Genomic DNA, 17275 nt, shown 5'->3' with positions numbered 1-17275 from the left:
CGTCAAGTTAATGAAACCTGCGGGATCAAACTTTCCCGGAGTTGAGTACAACGATAAGAAGATCGAGAAGGGAAAGGGAGAGCTGATGCTGATGAAGAATTTTCCGCCATTCATTAATGAAAATAGCAATAAGCAGCAAGTCAAGAATTATCTGAAAGCGATATCCAAAAGCAATAAGATACAAAAGCCACAATTCCACGCAGTGATCTCTACCAAATTCCAGGAGCACAGCAAGGAAGAACTTACAATAATCAGCGCAGACTTTATGGGGCAAATGGGATACGGACAACAGCCCTACATTGTAATTTTTCACAAGGATACTGAGAATAATCATATCCATATAGTTTCCACAAGGGTCAATAAACAAACCGGAAAAAAGATCTATGACAGCTACGAAAAGCTAAAAGCCCAAAAAGCTATGGCCCAGGTGATGGAAAAACGTTACGGAATAAATGAAGAGGAAAAGTTAAATCAACTTTTAAATTACAAAATTGGCTCTTTTCAGCAGCTGAAAACTTTGCTTAACAGAAATGGTTACCAACTTACCGAAAACACAAATGATGGAAAATCCATTACCATTTTAAAAAACGGCATTGTCCGGCGAAGGCTATTAGCGAATCAGATTGTTTTTAGCAATAAAGACAGTGAGAAACGAATTAAGCAGATCAGAGCCATTTTTTCAAAATACAGGCAGATTTATGCCAACAAAGTTTTCAGAGTGGATGATTACAGAAAACAGGAGGCGATGCTCCCTGAAGAAAAGCATAAAGACCATTGGAAACCAGAGATTGAATTTGAAAGCGAACTTCAGAAAAAATTGAGAGATTCTTTCGGTATCGATATCGTGTTTCATCATAAGGATGATAAAATGCCTTTCGGCTACACGTTGATCGATCACAAGACCGCAACAGTTCATAAAGGCAGTGAGATCATGAAGATGGGAGAATTGTTTGAATTCACATCAACCATGATGGATAAAAGGTTTTTTGAGCAGTTGAAAGACTATGGCATTCACAATGCGGAAACCAGGATGGTGATGCTACAATATCTTAAAGAACGATATCCGGAAAATGAGCTGAAGGATTTTATGTTGTTTGAGAATAAAAAGATGAAGAACAGGGAAGTATTCAATGCCATCAGAAATGATGTAAAGGAATATCTCAAAAGTCAAGGTGGAGATGATGTAAGCCTTGTAAAATCCGAGGAAGGAAAATATTACGCGATCCATTCCAGGCTTCACTTCGTTGGAGAGCTGCAACCATTGATCGGAGAAAAGCAATATCAGCAGTTTCTAAATCCGGAAATGAAAAATGAAAAGCTATTGGAAAACAATACCGGAAACGATTTGAAGCAAGCAGTTAACGAAATGCTGTTTAAATGGATGAGGTCTTCCGGTACAGCAAAAGACCCATCTGAGAACGAATTGAAAAAGCGACGAAAAAAAAGATAAAACCGGTAACAAAAATGATTATCACCTTTGGAACACAAAAAGGAGGAACGGGCAAAACCACGCTTGCCATTGCTTTTGCCAATTATATTTCGGGAATATCTGAAAGGAAGGTCAATGTGTTCGATTTTGATTTTCAGAAATCCTTTTATCAAAAATGGATCGAAGATGAAGAATCAGAACTGCCGAAACTATATGAGGTCAAGATCATTGATGAGGACAATGAGCAGCCTTTCTCTGATTTTGAACATCTGATCGAAATGAAAGAAAGTGAAGAGGTCAATGTTTTTGACCTTGCCGGAACGCTGGATGCCAGGTATAGTGATCTGCTGATTTACAGTGATTTTATCGTGATCCCTTTTGAGTATTCTAATGTTTCCGCAAAATCAACGCTGGTTTTCATCAATTTTCTGGGATTGCTGGAAAGCCAGGCAGAGCGAATATTCATTAGGTCTAAATACGATAAGGGGTATAAATATCAAAACCAGGAAGGAATGGATGCTGAGATCAGTAAATACGGAATTCTGCTGAAAAGTCCTGTATTCAAAAGAAACTGTCTTCAAACCATTGATACAAGGAAACTGACCTACGAGCAGAAATATGCGGTCAAAAATCCTTTCAATGAACTGATCGGTCACATTAATCAAATGCTTGAAATTAATATATAACGATTTTAAAAACACTTACAATGATCAAAATATTTCTAACCATTCTGGCTGTTTATCTGCTGTACTATGCAGGAAATATTGTCTATGACCTTTTTCTGAAAAAGGATGCTGCATTAAAAGAAAATGAAGCGGAAGAATATGCCCTGACTGAATTTACAGAGCAGAACAAAAACGAAATAAAATCAGTCAGTATCGATGATGTTGAACATCTTAATACACCCAATTCATTTAATACGAAGGAGCTCTTTTCTTCAAATGGCGAAGAACCGGATGATCCGCACGATTTAGAAAACTGGCGTAAGAAATTTGAATCCGAGCAGGACATCGATGCGTTTGAAACGGTCCCGGAAATTGGTGGATATTCAACAGCGAACGAAACCTCGAAACACCAGTCTTCTGAGCCGGAAGCTGTTCAAAGCGATGAAATAAAAGAGTCCTTAACTCCAAATTCTGACGACAAAAGTGTTCAATCCGAGCACAAGAAAGAAGATATTGCTTTAAAGCTCAAACAGCAATTCAACCACTTCCTCAGCCTTGCCGAAACCCAGGTCCAGGTCCTTTCAGACCGTGACGGCTTTAAGGTTTACCATTCAATGATCTAAAAGAAAACCTAAACTTTTAAATCTTCAGATGATCCGCTCAGTAGAGCCGGATAGCACACCTTCTATGACTTTTTCTGAACAAAAAAACACAGTTCAAATATAAATCTTACCTATTATGAAACACAAATGTAAACGTTACCCAACGACGAAAAAATTATTTACAGCGGCACTGCTTCTTATGGCGGTCACGCCTATGCTGGCACAGGGTGGTGCTACTGCCATCTCCAATGCAGCCAATGACATTAAAGACTATTGGGATCCGATTAAGTTGATCTTAAAAGCTGTCGGAGGACTAGTTGGATTCATCGGCGGACTTCGAGTATATAACAAATGGACCAACGGTGATCAGGATGTCAACAAGGAAATCCTGGGGTATGGCGGAGCGATGATCTTTTTAATCGTTGTTCCGGAATTTGTAACCTCATTCTTTGCCTAAGTTATGGGTTTCTATTTATACAAAGGATTGAAAAAGCCTCTTGTATTCTTCGGGCTCAAAGGAAAGTACATCATCTATGCAGTAGGCGTGATCGGCGCAGGTGTTGTGGCCGCATTGATATTATCCAAATTCGGATTGCTCGGTTCGTTGGTGGGATTGGCAGCAACGGCAGGAGGCGTTTACCTGATATTCAGAAGACAGGACAAATATGGACTCTACGACAAGACCAAAAACTTCAATCAGATCTTCATTTTTCCAAAAAGGTTGAACAACAACAAAATTTTAAAAAATGGCAACAGCAAAAAAACACGCATTTGATATTCCGTTTATCGGTTACGATTACGGAAAGGATTTCAGTTGGGATTTTGATGTGCTGTTTGGACAGTACGGCAATCCCATTATCGGAATCAGGATCAAAAACATCGTTGAGCAGTATTCTGCTGATCCGGATAACTACCTAAACTTCCATACGGTACTTAATCAGGTCGTGTCGATAATAGGAGAGGGAAGGATCATTCAAAAACTGGATATATTCACGAAGAAGAAATACACCGCCGAGCCATCGCCTCAATTCCTGCAGCAAAAATATTCAGAGCATTTTGACGGAAGATTGTTTAAAACTATTGAGACTGTTTTGCTCTTTACAGACATCGTGGATGACAAGCTGAAAAAGAAAAGCAAGCATTACAGCTTTTCCGAAAAGAGTTTTAAGGAGCTTCGTGATAAGTCCCAGAAGGTGTTTATGTTGTTGAATCAGAGTGGTTGTGAACCGGAATTTCTCTTTGAAAAAGATTTTGAATTTTACATCTCAGGCGTTTTGTCAATGCAGTTTTCAGAAGTGCCGTTATTTGACAATATCAAAAGTACCAGTGAATATCTAAAAGTTGGCAATCGGTATGTCAAGAGTATCGCTTATGTCGATGTCGAAAATATCGATCTGCCCTCAGAAATAGAACCCTATTCAATACTTGGCGGAAATGGAGCCGCTTCGGAAACAGCGGTTGATAATTTTACCTTCATCAATGAACTGGAAGACTACGAAACTATTGTTTATAACCAGGTCATTACCATTCCGTTGCAGGCGCAGCAGCAACGGGAACTCGATAAAAAGAAGAAAAAACACGAGGGTGCTGCCAACAATTCACCATCCAATGCCATCATCGCAGATGAGATCCAAACCTTGCTTCATAATATCGCTATTGATGGCCAGCTGGTGGTCAATGCCCATTTTTCGCTGCTGTTTTCAGCAAACACGCTGGAAGAAATGGAAGGGATACAGTCCCAGATTGAGAATAAGCTGTTTACCAAAGGGATCATCGTTTCCAAGAATGCCTACAATCAGCTGGAGCTATTCCGGGCAGCCATTCCTGGCAATGCAACAGAACTCAGGGAGTATGATCTTTTTATGACGACAAGCGAAGCGGCCTTGTGTTTTTTTTTTAAAGAAAGCTATCCCGTGAATGAAGAATCCAATTTCTACCTAAGATTCACGGACCGGCAGGGAGTACCCTTAAAGGTTGACCCTGCTGACCTTCCGATGAAAACCGGACGGATCAACAACCGGAACAAATTTGTACTTGGACCCTCAGGTTCAGGAAAGTCATTCCTGATGAACAACATTATCGAGCAGTATCTGACCTACAATTATGATGTGGTGATAGTGGATACCGGTGATTCCTATTCGGGAACCTGCAAATATAAAGGCGGAAGATACATCCAGTACACCGAAGAAAAACCAATTACGATGAATCCTTTTCTGATGGATAAAAAAGAGTTTAATATCGAGAAAATAGAGTTTCTGACCAATCTGATCTTCCTGATCTGGCAGGGACCGGATGCAACGGTGTCTTCTGCACAAAAATCAATCCTCGATAATGTGCTGATGTCCTATTACCATCAATATTTCAATTCAGGAACCGATTGGTTTGACAATAAAACGTCAGAAGAACTGATCCTTTACCTTGCAAAATATAATATTCATGAAGAAGATATTGTTACTGATAGATCAGCAACCGGAGGCGGTTTCGAAAATAGCTATTACGATATTTTGGGACTTCCCTTCGATGCATCTGCAGATCAGATCAAAGAGACAGGACGAAAACTGTTGAAATCGTACCATCCTGATAAAAATCTGAATAATCCCGATTACGACAGCGAAAGGTTCTATAAAGTGTATGAAGCCTATGAAACCCTGAGCGATGAGCAGCGGAGAAAGATCTATAATGAAACGCAGCTGATTCTTATTAAGTCAAAAGACATCATAGAACGTCCGGGATCCACAGAAGACTGGAATCAAAGTTTCCGAAAGGCCATTATCAAAAAGATCAAGGAACTGGAAGAAAAGTTGGAAGCCAAAGAGCTTTCATTCAACGGATTTTATGATTACTGCGACAAATTCCTGCCGCTTTATCTGAACAACAAAAAGCACAGCATTACGGAAAGAGAGTTCAATCTCCGGACATTTTTATTTGTACTGAGGGATTTTTACAAAGGCGGAAGATATGCAACCACGCTGAATGAATCTGCTGATAATACGCTGTTCGATGAATCCTTCATTGTCTTCGAGATCGACAATGTAAAGGACAATCCGAAACTCTTTCCGATTGTAACGCTGATCATTATGGACACATTCATTCAGAAGATGAGGCTCAGAAAAGACCGACGAAAAGCCCTTATCATTGAAGAAGCCTGGAAAGCGATTGCGAGTAAGCTGATGGGAGGTTACATTTTGTACCTCTACAAAACCGTTCGAAAATTCTGGGGTGAAGCGGTGGTTGTAACACAGGAGCTCGATGATATCATTGGCAATGCTGTGGTCAAGGATTCTATCATCAACAATTCCGACACCTTTATCCTGCTGGACCAGACGAAATTCAAGGACAACTTTGACCGGATAGCCGCGCTGTTATCGCTGAATAAAGTAGAACAAAACAAGATCTTCACGATCAATAATCTCAGCAATAAATCCGGCCGAAGCAGGTTCAAAGAATTTTATCTGAAGAGAGGTTCCAAGGGTGAGGTATATGGTAATGAAGTCTCTCTTGAACAATACCTGACTTACACCACAGAAAAGCCTGAGAAATCGGCCGTTGAATACTATGTTAAGAAGTACGGCAATTATGACGAGGCTTTGGTAAAGATCGTCTCGGACTTAAAGGCTTTTGGTGACAGTCTTGAGAATCTGGTGTCCTTGGTAAATCTCTACCAGCTTCCTCTGGATCAGAAGGTGGTTTCTTACTACCAAAAGATGAGGAGCAATTATCCCGTGAAAAATATATTCAAGGTTATCACCCAGGAAATGGAAGAGCGAAACATCAATTTCCCTGAATTAATCAATAATAACGAATATCAGTATGAAAAAGCTTAGCCTATTATTTGTAGGATTCTGCGGACTGCTGTCTGCTCAGAACACCTACATCGACCCGACAGTAACCGCTGCGATGATCCTCTATTCGGAAAATCTGAAAGCTAAACAGAACGAGGTTATTGATGAAACGTCCAAACTGAAGGATGCGCAGACTTGGGTGGGAACCCAGATGGTCGCTGCCAATGATATTCAAAATAAGATATTGAAAGGATTGAAGGAGGTTTCGGGAACCTTACAGAATGGAATCCAGGTACAGGAGATCTATTCCGAACTGAATAAGTGCTACATGTATTCCTCACAGGTGGTGCAGCTGGCATCACAGCATCCGCATTATGCGATTTTCGGTACTAGGGCTTCGCAGAAAATGTATGAGCAAAGCCTGAAGATCGTGACGGATGTTACGGATATCCTGACATCTGGAGAATTAAACCTGGCAACAGCAGGAGATCGTTACAAGATCCTGCATAACATTTCGGGAAATGTGAAAAGCCTCAAGCTCTGGCTTCTGGCCATCAAGCTGAGACTGGAGAAAGCCAACAGGCTGGGATTCTGGAATTCCATCAATCCTTTTGCAGGGTACATTAATACCGATAAGGCCATTGTGAATGACATTATGAACCGCTATAAAAGAAATTTTTAAATCAAAAGTGATGAAAAAGAAACTGATCACTTTTCTCTTCGTTGTGGCAGCCTATTTCCTGCTGACTTCATCCGGCGGTAGTTCTACACCGGCCTGGCAACAGGAAAATGTTTCTTTCCCAATGATGGATATTGAGATCAATGCTACCTTGAAAGAACACGACCGGCAAAAAGAGATGCGGCAAAAGCAAACGCTCAATGCCTCTGTGGAAACGGCCAATGAGTCCCAATGGAAGAATTTCAAAGACAAGGTGACCAAGATCCAGGACAGGCTGCGTGTTGTCTCATTTGCAATCCAGGCAATACCTGCAGGCATAGCAATGAGCAGGGAAATAACCAAAATAACGGATAATCAAACTGCCATTATCAATGAAATTAATACAGCGCCTTATTCCATCATTACTGTTCTTCCGGCACAAGTACAGTTTGTGGATGACCTGCAAATGACCTTACGGCTACTCACCGGAATTATTTTGTCTTACGGTGCAATCAACCAGATGGAACAATCGGAACGCAAGGTATTACTGGATTATGCATTGCGCGAGGTTAAGTCGCTCAGTAGAAATTCAACCCATATGCTTCTAAAAATACGGGATATCAAAGCCAAGGTACTGCGGAACAAACGAGCCTTCCAGTATTATGTCAACAGGGACCGCCAGGTGGTGGAAAACATTATGAATCAGATTAAATCCTTTTAGCGATGAAGAAAATAATAATCTTTGGAACATTCCTATTTGGTGTAACTCCTGCTACAAGCCAGCAGATCGTAATCAACGATAAACTGCTCTCACAGATCACGGTTAATCACGGGGTACGTCTGGCCAGCGAGCAGGCATTCCTGGATTCTTACAAAAAGCAGAAAGAACTTTACGACGAGATCAACAATAAAACAATGCAGGTGATCGCCATTCAGGAGTATATCTACCAGCAGCTGAAGAATGTCAATTCCGCACTTAGCCAAAGCAAAAAGCTGATCTATCTGTATCAATATCTGGGAAAGATCGTCAGCAATTCTAACAAGATGCTGGATCTTTCTGTGCAGCATCCTGAATACGCCTCCCTGGTCTCCAAATATTATGTTGAAATCGGAAAACAGGTCATAAAGCTCCAGCAGGAGGTTACGCAGGATATTCTGAACGAGGATAAGGATTTTCTGATGGATGCGATGGATCGCGAGATGCTGATTGAAAAGGTTTTTACCCGGGTGAGGAACATCCAGGGGAACATCCTCTACATAATTATGAGACTTGAAAACGCGAGGAAAATACCGTATGTGTACCAGGTACCGGTTCTGAGGAATTACGTCAATATTGACAGAGCTATCGTTGGCGATATTATGATTAAATACAAATACATCTTCAATTAATAGTTATGGAAATAGTATTGAAAAAAGGGCCATTCTTGGTTTTTCTATGTGTTGCCGTAGCGGCATCAGCACAAATAAGTGTCAAAAGACTGAATGATCCAGCAATTGTTGCCCAACATAAACGTATGACCTTTGAGAGCTGGGGAGACTGGCGGCCATACCCCAAATATTTCCTGGGTATCCAGACCAATTTTGCCTATGCAACGGTTTGGGGAATGTGGGCACCCAAGATCAACAGGGACTATAAGGACGGTGACGATATCCGTCCATTAAAATCTACAGGAGAACAAAATCTGCGGTTCGCACAGCTGAAATTCCAGGAAGAGGAAGTTAAGAAGATCAAGGCTGCATCCGATACGATCTATAAAAGAAGCGTGCAGGACCTTGCACACTGGACTTCTGCTACAGTCGATGCGGACCCGCTATGGTTACTGTACTACAAACGAATGCTCAAACCGATAACGGAATTTCCGGACAACCCACAGAATTTTATGGAATGGCGACTGAAAGACCAGCAGACCTTCGAAACGCTTAATAGTACGGGAACATTAAAACGGCTTCAGGAAGAACTTGATCTTATAAAAGAGAAATACACTTTGTCCCGGACAATGGATATGCCGAGAGGGAAACGCTTCATTATGTACCACGAAACGCTGATTCGGTGGCGGATATTTGTGCAGGAACTCAGAAAGTACAATAACAGGACAACGCTGCTTCTGGATTATAAAAACATTCTGAACAATCATTTAACAACTGCATTGCCTACACAATGGACACCTAACTCAGACAAAGGAATTGTTCAAAACGTGATGCAGCAATATAAACACAAATATTAGAGATGAATAAAAAACTAACGCTTTGCCTTTTGGCAATATTACTACCGGTCATCACCTTTGCACAGACCGATGGCGATTACAGCAATCTGCTTCAGTTTCTAAAGGGTGACGGCGCTTTCGAAAAGTGGTTTATGGAGGTGTTTACCAAGCTGGACACCAGTATTCAGGACAGCGCTCAAGGTTCCGCACTAGTAGGACGAGCGATTGGAGGTTTGGGTGCATTGACGTATCTCGGTTATATGGGCTGGCAGATGGCCGCCGGAGACCGGGAATGGGAAATCACCCCGATGCTTAAGCCGATTTTGATTGGCTTTACTTTGGTGTATTGGACGGGGTTTGTCAATCTTATACAGGCACCCTTTGAAGCTATTGCGGAACCCGGCATTGCGATTTTCAGCGATATAGAATCTGAGGTCAATGATCTGCGGGTTCAGCGATTCAAAAAACAACAGCAATTGTTGGATGCCGTCATTAAGCTTAATGCTGAGGAAGATGCGAAGCAGGAAGTGATTAACAATACTTCAAAAGATGCAGATGATTCGTGGTTTGATATCAGCGACGGGATCGATAAGCTGCTGCAGCCCATCAAGGAATGGCAGATCAGGATGCAGTTCCAAATGCAGAAACTCGTTGCTGAAGTGATCGAGTTTGTCTGTCTTTCCATTCTGAGGATCTGTGTTTACCTGATATTTTTTATCCAGAAAATATGGGCATACATTCTAATCATTTTAGGTCCGATCGCTATTGGAATGGCCCTTGTACCGGGATTTGAAAACTCGCTTTACAGCTGGGTATCCAAGTTCATCAATATTAATCTGTACACATTTGTCGCTTATACTGTCATCAACATTGGACAACAGCTTATCGCCTCAGGCTACACGATGGAAATCGAACGGTATGATACCTTACTGACCAACGGAACTGTTACCAACCTTGATGCCTTAATGGTCTATGTTAGTAATTCAGGAATGATCTATAATGGACTTTTTACCTGTGTTGCATATATAGTAACCGGTATTGGTGTTCTGATGACTCCAACAATAGCAGACAGTATTGTTTCAGCAGGCGGGGCCGGTGCTATGACGAAAATGAAACAAGCCGCCGGAAAAGTGGCAAGCAGTGCGAAAACAGCCGTACTGACTGTGAAAACAGGCGGAGCTGCTGCAGCGGCGTCAGCTGCCAAATCAGCCGCAGCAGGTTCCGCTTCAGGTAGGGTTAACAGTGCAATGAATAACAAAAAGACATAAAATATGCTGATAAAAAATATAGAACAGCGAATTAGAATCAATAAGATCGTTTCTCTATCTGCCATTGGTTTTGCCGTATTCATCGTTATTGCCGGATTTTTCTTTTCCTATCAGATAATCCAGGATTCTCGAAGATCCATTTACATTCTCGATAATGGCGTTCCGGTGTTGACTAAGCAGACTGATGTCCTTTTGAACCGCCCGGTAGAATACAAAGCCCAGATTGAACTGTTTCACCGCCTTTTTTTCACACTGGCTCCGGACGATGCTTATATCAAGGAGAATATTCAGAAGTCACTCTATCTGATTGACGACAGCGGGAAAAAGGAATACACCAATCTCCGGGAAAAAGGATTTTATAACCAGATCGTTGCTTCCAGCTCAATGGTCAGCATCCATGCTGATTCAATCACGCTCAATATGGATCGAAATAAATTTCAATTCTTCGGAAAGCAGATGATCACGAGGAAATCATCGGTCATCACCCGAAAGCTGATTACTGAAGGATTCTTCGAGGACATTATCCGAAGCACCAATAATCCACATGGTGTGCTGTTGAAGAACTGGCGCATCATCGATAACGATGAACTTTCCAATCAAACCAAAAACTCGTATTAACAATGAATGCTTTTATAAAACTGAACGGACAGAAATGGCTGAGCCGTGTGGCTAAAAATCCGAAAAGGTTCTTTATCTGTTCGATGATCTTTCTTTCGGTATCATTTATAGTATCGTTGGTACAGGGAATCTTTTTTCCTTCTGAAAAGACCTTTACCATTAAACCGCCTGTTCTTCATTCCAATAGTGGGATCGGCCATAATATAGCTTCTGTTCAGGATAAGGAGATGGAAAAGATCGTTAATGAGCTGAAATTGCTGAAAGACAAAAGAGATCGGAATGCTTTACAAAAAGAAGACAGCCTGAGAATAGAGTTTCTCTTTAACCGGTACCAGCAATTCAAAAATAACCGGTAATACCGGGGATGTTATAAAAATCAAACGCAATGAAGAAAATTAATTTCAAACAGAAAAAATATGTGCTGCCGCTCCTGGCTCTGCCGTTCCTGCTTCTTTTCGGGTACGTCGGTGCGGAGTTCTCGAAAGAGGATAAGCCCAAAGACAAGCCGAAAGAGCTGTCCCTTTCACTAGGCGAAACCAAGGATTCTATTATGAATAAGAACGATGCCTACGACGCATTTTTCAAAAAAGATGACAACCGGACGATGCTGGAAGGACTGGATAAGGAACGGGACAGCCTGCTAAGTTATGACGATCAATTATCACTGGCTCAAAAGAGAAAAATTGATTCCTTAAAAGCAGTTTCCTCAAGACAGAATCAATATCAGGCTAAAGGAAATTCTTCATCCTATTATAATCCAAAGCAGCAAAATGAAGACAAATACTACAAAAGGTCTTCTGAGATTATCCGGATGCTGAATGAGAAATCATACGGGGATCAGGGAAACAATTTCGCCGGGACACCGAAGGAAAAGACACAAAATGTCCAACCTGACCCGGTCAAATATCTGAAGCAACAGATGCTAGTGATGGATTCCCTGGAAAAGGCAAGAGATCCGGAATACCAAAGCAAACTGGCGGCAGAACAACGGCTCAAAGCCAATAAGGAAAAGATGGACGAGTTTCTGAACTCAACATTCAATGTCAGCAAATCAGGAATCAACAATGTTTTCAATGCCTTTTATAAAGAACAGGAAAACAGCTTTATCAAAGCGGTCATTGATGAGAATAATAAAGGGTTCCTCGGCAGCAGGATCAGGTTCCGTTTATTAGAAGATATATTCGTCGGAAACAGAAAGATCAGCAAAGGTTCCATTCTCTATGGGCAGATTTCCGGATTCTCTATGCAAAGGGTTGATCTGAAGATCGTCTCGGTATTCACCAAGGGAGAGATCTTTCCTGTTAACCTCTCCATCTATGATGTGGACGGGATGAAAGGGCTATATGTTCCCCAGAGCGTGTTCCGGGATATGATCCGGGAAATGGGAAGCAATTCGGTTCAGGGTACGCAAATGGATATGGGCGGACAGGGCTTCTTCACCAGCATCGGTTCCAAATTGTTCACTTCCACTTCAAAATCTATAGCCAATCTGATAAAAACCAATAAAGCCAAACTGAAGTACAATTCCTATGTATTCCTGATCGACGAAAAACAACTTAAAGAATCACAAAACCAGCAAAATAAATAAAATGATGAGAAATTTATTATACAGTCTGCTGCTGTTTACAGTAAACTTGTTAACCGCACAAACCGCTACTCCTGAACAAATCATTTCTGATCTGCCGGAACTTGAGATCACGGAAGGAATAAACCTGCATATGATATCACCGGAACCGATTCAGTATGTAGACCTTTCCACTGATAAACTGACCGGGGATCTCCCAGCCAACAATATCGCAAGGATTAAAATTACCGATAACCCAAGCTCTGAGAAAGATAAAAAGAAACAGTCCGCGCCTTTTTTCAGCGGAGATACTGTGGGTATCATCACGGTTGTCGGGCAATCTTTCATCGCACAGTATAAAGCGGTTTATAGAAACGCAGATAATCTCAATACGGTTACCAATATTCACATTCAGCCCGAAGCGATGCAGCCTATCGAGTTCGATAGAATGGTCTTCTCAAACCGTGAGCTTAGGAAATTTGCCTTGGGCATCATTCAAAAGAAGGCCGATAAAAAACCGGTCAGAACTGAAAACAATCTGAATCTCAGTATGCAGCTTAACAATGTGTATGTGATGGGTGATTACATCTTTCTGGATATGACCTTTAAAAATACTTCCAACCTGAGTTACGACTTGGAAGCGCTCAAGTTCTCAATAGAGGATAAAAAGATCCACAAGGCAACCAACAATCAAAGTATTGAAATGACACCGGTATTTCAGCTAAATGCTCAAAAGCATTTCAGGAAAAACCTAAGGAATATTTACATCTTTAAAAAATTTACCTATCCGAACTCCAAAGTGATGATGATCCGGATGATTGAGCAACAGCTATCCGGAAGGACCATCGAAATGAAAGTGAACTATTCGGATATCCTTAAAGCAGATACCTTCTAGCGGAAGTTCCGCTTCCATTTTTCTAAACTTTAAATAAAAAGAAATGCAAGAACAACAACATCAGATAAAGATCTATGGATTCCTGCAAAAGGCAGTCTATGGTGTGGTTGCATTGGATTGTGCTGCTCTTTTTTACCTGAATGCTGAAGTTCCGGTAATCTCCAATCTATTAAAGAACTTCTCGAAGATGAGCTTTATTTATCCACCCATTAATGCCAAGTTTGCCACACTCCTTTTGATCGGGTTGGTTGCTATCGGCACGAAGGCTAAGAAAAAGAAAGACCTTAATGTAGCAAAGGAGATCATTGTTCCAATGGTTCTGGGACTGGTAATGATGTTCTGTTCCCTATTATGGCAGAAGGAAGCAGTAGACACCAAGCTTCCAAAAGTCTTCCCCGGGATGAACCTGTACCAGGTCATTTATGCGGTTCTCTCTTTTCTGGGTGCTGTTATCCTTCAAATAGGCGCAGACAGCATCTCCAAGCTGATGCAGCAGAAAATGGGGAAAGACCGATGGAATGTGGAAGAAGAATCCTTTGACCAGAGCAAAGAGCTTGTCAATACCGACACCAGTATTAATATTCCCTACCTGTTTCGTTATAAGGGCAAGATCAACAAAGGATGGATCAACATCAATCCCTTCCGAGGAACAACGGTGATCGGAACACCGGGAAGCGGGAAGTCGTTCGGGGTGATCAATCCGGCTATCCGCCAGATGATCGCAAAAGGCTTCTGTTTATGCATTTATGATTTTAAGTTTCCGGATTTAGCGCAGATCGCCTATTATCATTATCTACTGAAAAAAAGTAAAACGTCTGAATATAATTATAGCTTCTATGTGATCAACCTCAATGAGGTCGAAAGATCAAAGCGGGTCAATCCTTTTCATAAAAAGTATGTCCAAACACTAGCAGAAGCACAGGAAATGGCGGAATCGATGGTATCCTCACTACAGAAAGGCGGAAGCAGTTCAGGGGGAGGATCGGATGCGTTCTTTACCCAATCCGCAATCAACTTCCTCTCATCCTGTATCTACTTCTTTGCTACCCTGGAAAACGGAAAATACTCAGACCTGCCGCATATCCTTTCCTTTATGAACCGTAGCTACCAGGAGATCTTTGATACGTTGTTTACTAATGAGGAGATAGGCTCCCTTCTATCACCATTCAAAACGGCCTATGACAACAGAGCTTTTGACCAATTGGAAGGGCAGATCGGAACATTAAAGATATTTTTGTCCAGGTTAGCAACCAAAGAAAGTTTCTGGGTGTTTTCCGGCAATGAAGTTGAACTAAAGATTACCGACAGGGAAAATCCGTCCATCCTGATCTTAGCCTCAGATCCGGGAACACAGGATATTAATTCTGCTTTGTATTCGTCCGTGTTAAACCGAACCCTACGACTGATCAATTCCAAGCACAATCTGCCGGGTGGCATTATTGCGGATGAGTTTCCAACTATTTATATCCATAAGATTGACAATGTAGTCGCCACAGCAAGGAGCAACAAGGTTGCCGTGTTGCTTGGCCTTCAGGAGATTCCTCAGCTTCGCCAGTTTTATAAAAAGGAGGTGGCAGATACCATCTCTGCCATTGTCGGAAATATTCTTTCCGGATCGGCAAGGGACAAAAATACACTAGAATGGCTGGAAAAACTGTTTGGAAAGATCAAGCAGAAATCCTATTCCCAATCCATATCACAGCAAGGAACGACAACGAGCATCAATGAAAAAATGGATAATATGATCCCGGCTGGAAAAATAGCAGCATTGAGGACAGGTGAAATGGTTGGAATGATTGCACAAGGAGAAGAAAACGACGCAGATGAATATAAAACATCTGCAATTCATGGAAAGATCAATTTGGATATGAAAGTCCTTAAGGAAGAAGAGAAACAATACCCTCAGATGCCGGTCTATTATTCATTTATTGACAAACGGGGAATTAACCGCAAAGAAGAAATACTGATGAGCAATTTCCGGAAGATCAACAAGGAAGTCGAACTCATTGTGAATGAATTTATAAAATCAGCATCATGAATTTACTTAAAACATACTTTCTGATCGGATTGCTCTTTTCTTTTCATTCGTCGCTTTATGGACAATTTAATACGCTTACACCTACAATGCCAAAGAAAACAGAAAACGTTCGAATCTTGGAAAAAACGGAAGAGACCAAGGATCTTAAAAAGAAAACGGATAAAAAATTCTGGAAAGACATTTTTAACGCGACATCCAAAGCTGAGCTGAAAAAAGAATTGGACTCACTGAAAAGATGGATTATGGAGAATTCAGATAAAAAAGACAAAAAATGGGATGTGAAAGAAGTTAAGGATTCACTGATTTTAGACTTACAGAGCCGACGACTTATCCATCAACAAAAGAGAGACTTTGAGAATATGAATGATCAAGTAAAGTTCTCAAAGATCGCAATGCCCTTGAGCAATGCTTTTAAAATATCTTCTTCCTACGGAAAAAGAATACATCCCATCACCGGAACAGTGAGAATGCATAATGGCATTGACCTTAAAGCCTACTTTGAGAATGTGTATGCTGTAATGGACGGGATAGTTACAGCCAGTGGCTGGGATCCCAAAGGTGGCGGAAATTATATCAAAGTAAAACATTTCAACCGTTTTGAAACAGCATACCTACATCTTTCAGAAAGCTATTACAAAGTGGGAGAGTTGGTAAGAACGGGATACATCATTGCAAAAAGTGGCAATACCGGGAACTCTACCGGACCTCACCTGCACTTTGCGGTGAAGAAGAATGAAAAATTTATCGATCCTATGCATTTTCTTAATGACCTGATCAGAGCGAATCATTTGCTAATAGCATCTTATGGTAACGAACCAAATTCTTATTTCCAAAAATAAAAAATACAATTATGAAACATCAAAATTTACCTACAGAAGATTTGAAAAACTATGGAATTATTAATGATGATCTAACTTTTTCCAAAAAATTAAGTTCTGACGATATTAAGAAATTTCTTCAGGGTTATACAATTGTTGCAGATAATGAGAGAAACAGGGCAACCTTCCAACTTACTGATAATAACACCCAGCTGAAAGTCATATTTCTTGAGAGGGACAAGAACCTTACAGAAATTCTTGAACAAAGCAAAGAAAAATTCCAGTATACGGACATTAAAGATCTTTTAAAATCTCAACAAGATTGGGGTATCGAAAAGAAAGCCTTCATTTTTGATAAGCAAAATGGAAAAGTAGTTGAATTTGACTTTATTAAAAATGCTACTGAGCTTACCGCTATTATAGCCGATCAAAAGAATCTGCAGGAACTAAACCGCTACAAAGCTGAACTACAAAAGCTGAAAAATTATATCTATGACAAAATCGACCAATATCCGGAAATTGCTAAAGAAATCTCAAATGATATCACAATAGTTTCCAGGGAACTTGATGCCGTTGCGAGAATCTCCATCGAAGATGAAAGGATTCGCAATGGTGATTCTAATATTTTGTTTGATGTGATCGATTCAGATCTATACGACCAGGCTAGCAGAATGAGCGAGGAATATGAAGGACAGGAAGAAGAGTTACAAAAGGCAAAGTTTAGAGCAAGATAA

The 17275-nt window shown here is 40.9% G+C and carries 18 protein-coding genes; all 18 read left to right on the top strand.

Annotated elements, in window-relative coordinates:
- Positions 1-10 precede the first annotated feature (10 nt).
- Entirely contained in the window at positions 11-1450 is a 1440-nt protein-coding gene (locus ACR1PO_RS02730) for a relaxase/mobilization nuclease domain-containing protein (protein ID WP_433985730.1), read from the top strand.
- 14 nt (positions 1451-1464) lie between these two features.
- On the top strand, positions 1465-2115 hold the full coding sequence (locus ACR1PO_RS02725; protein WP_433985729.1) for a ParA family protein: 651 nt from the start codon (positions 1465-1467) through the stop codon (positions 2113-2115).
- A gap of 20 nt (positions 2116-2135) precedes the next feature.
- A complete protein-coding gene (locus ACR1PO_RS02720; RefSeq protein WP_343658799.1) occupies positions 2136-2717 on the top strand; it encodes a hypothetical protein in 582 nt (193 codons plus the stop codon).
- Between the two features lie 115 nt (positions 2718-2832).
- Entirely contained in the window at positions 2833-3153 is a 321-nt protein-coding gene (locus ACR1PO_RS02715; protein ID WP_343658798.1) for a DUF4134 domain-containing protein, read from the top strand.
- 3 nt (positions 3154-3156) lie between these two features.
- Positions 3157-3471, top strand: coding sequence for a DUF4133 domain-containing protein (locus ACR1PO_RS02710; RefSeq protein ID WP_433985728.1), 315 nt, complete (start codon positions 3157-3159; stop codon positions 3469-3471).
- Positions 3443-6520 carry a TraG family conjugative transposon ATPase gene (locus ACR1PO_RS02705; protein ID WP_433985727.1) on the top strand — a complete coding sequence of 1026 codons (3078 nt, stop codon included), beginning with the start codon at positions 3443-3445 and terminating at the stop codon, positions 6518-6520. The genes ACR1PO_RS02710 and ACR1PO_RS02705 overlap by 29 nt, the downstream gene beginning before the upstream one ends.
- Positions 6507-7160 carry a hypothetical protein gene (locus ACR1PO_RS02700; RefSeq protein WP_433985726.1) on the top strand — a complete coding sequence of 218 codons (654 nt, stop codon included), beginning with the start codon at positions 6507-6509 and terminating at the stop codon, positions 7158-7160. The genes ACR1PO_RS02705 and ACR1PO_RS02700 overlap by 14 nt, the downstream gene beginning before the upstream one ends.
- Before the next feature lie 10 nt (positions 7161-7170).
- Positions 7171-7857 (top strand): hypothetical protein, encoded by a 687-nt coding sequence (locus ACR1PO_RS02695; RefSeq protein ID WP_433985725.1) that lies wholly within the window; start codon positions 7171-7173, stop codon positions 7855-7857.
- Between the two features lie 2 nt (positions 7858-7859).
- Complete coding sequence (locus tag ACR1PO_RS02690; protein ID WP_433985724.1) at positions 7860-8525, top strand: hypothetical protein; 666 nt, start codon at positions 7860-7862, stop codon at positions 8523-8525.
- A gap of 5 nt (positions 8526-8530) precedes the next feature.
- Positions 8531-9361 carry a hypothetical protein gene (locus tag ACR1PO_RS02685; protein ID WP_433985723.1) on the top strand — a complete coding sequence of 277 codons (831 nt, stop codon included), beginning with the start codon at positions 8531-8533 and terminating at the stop codon, positions 9359-9361.
- A 2-nt stretch (positions 9362-9363) separates the two neighbouring features.
- A complete protein-coding gene (locus ACR1PO_RS02680) occupies positions 9364-10608 on the top strand; it encodes a TraJ family protein (protein WP_433985722.1) in 1245 nt (414 codons plus the stop codon).
- Positions 10609-10611: 3 nt separating this feature from the next.
- A complete protein-coding gene (gene traK, locus ACR1PO_RS02675; RefSeq protein ID WP_433985721.1) occupies positions 10612-11226 on the top strand; it encodes a conjugative transposon protein TraK in 615 nt (204 codons plus the stop codon).
- A gap of 2 nt (positions 11227-11228) precedes the next feature.
- Positions 11229-11582 carry a hypothetical protein gene (locus tag ACR1PO_RS02670; RefSeq protein ID WP_433985720.1) on the top strand — a complete coding sequence of 118 codons (354 nt, stop codon included), beginning with the start codon at positions 11229-11231 and terminating at the stop codon, positions 11580-11582.
- Positions 11583-11611: 29 nt separating this feature from the next.
- Positions 11612-12814, top strand: a complete 1203-nt coding sequence (gene traM / locus ACR1PO_RS02665) for a conjugative transposon protein TraM (RefSeq protein ID WP_433985719.1) — start codon at positions 11612-11614, stop codon at positions 12812-12814.
- Between the two features lie 4 nt (positions 12815-12818).
- Entirely contained in the window at positions 12819-13685 is an 867-nt protein-coding gene (gene traN / locus ACR1PO_RS02660) for a conjugative transposon protein TraN (protein WP_433986070.1), read from the top strand.
- Positions 13686-13728: 43 nt separating this feature from the next.
- The gene (locus tag ACR1PO_RS02655) at positions 13729-15723 is read left to right on the top strand and encodes a type IV secretion system DNA-binding domain-containing protein (protein WP_433985718.1); all 1995 of its coding nucleotides are present in this window, start codon (positions 13729-13731) and stop codon (positions 15721-15723) included.
- Positions 15720-16562 carry a M23 family metallopeptidase gene (locus ACR1PO_RS02650; protein ID WP_433985717.1) on the top strand — a complete coding sequence of 281 codons (843 nt, stop codon included), beginning with the start codon at positions 15720-15722 and terminating at the stop codon, positions 16560-16562. Before ACR1PO_RS02655 ends, ACR1PO_RS02650 begins: the two co-directional genes overlap by 4 nt.
- Before the next feature lie 11 nt (positions 16563-16573).
- Positions 16574-17275 carry a hypothetical protein gene (locus tag ACR1PO_RS02645; RefSeq protein ID WP_433985716.1) on the top strand — a complete coding sequence of 234 codons (702 nt, stop codon included), beginning with the start codon at positions 16574-16576 and terminating at the stop codon, positions 17273-17275.

The sequence above is a fragment of the Chryseobacterium amylolyticum genome (assembly GCF_051011775.1).
Taxonomy (GTDB): Bacteria; Bacteroidota; Bacteroidia; order Flavobacteriales; family Weeksellaceae; genus Chryseobacterium.
Note: the sequence above shows the minus strand (reverse complement) of the source record. Positions and strands in the feature narration are given on the sequence as shown.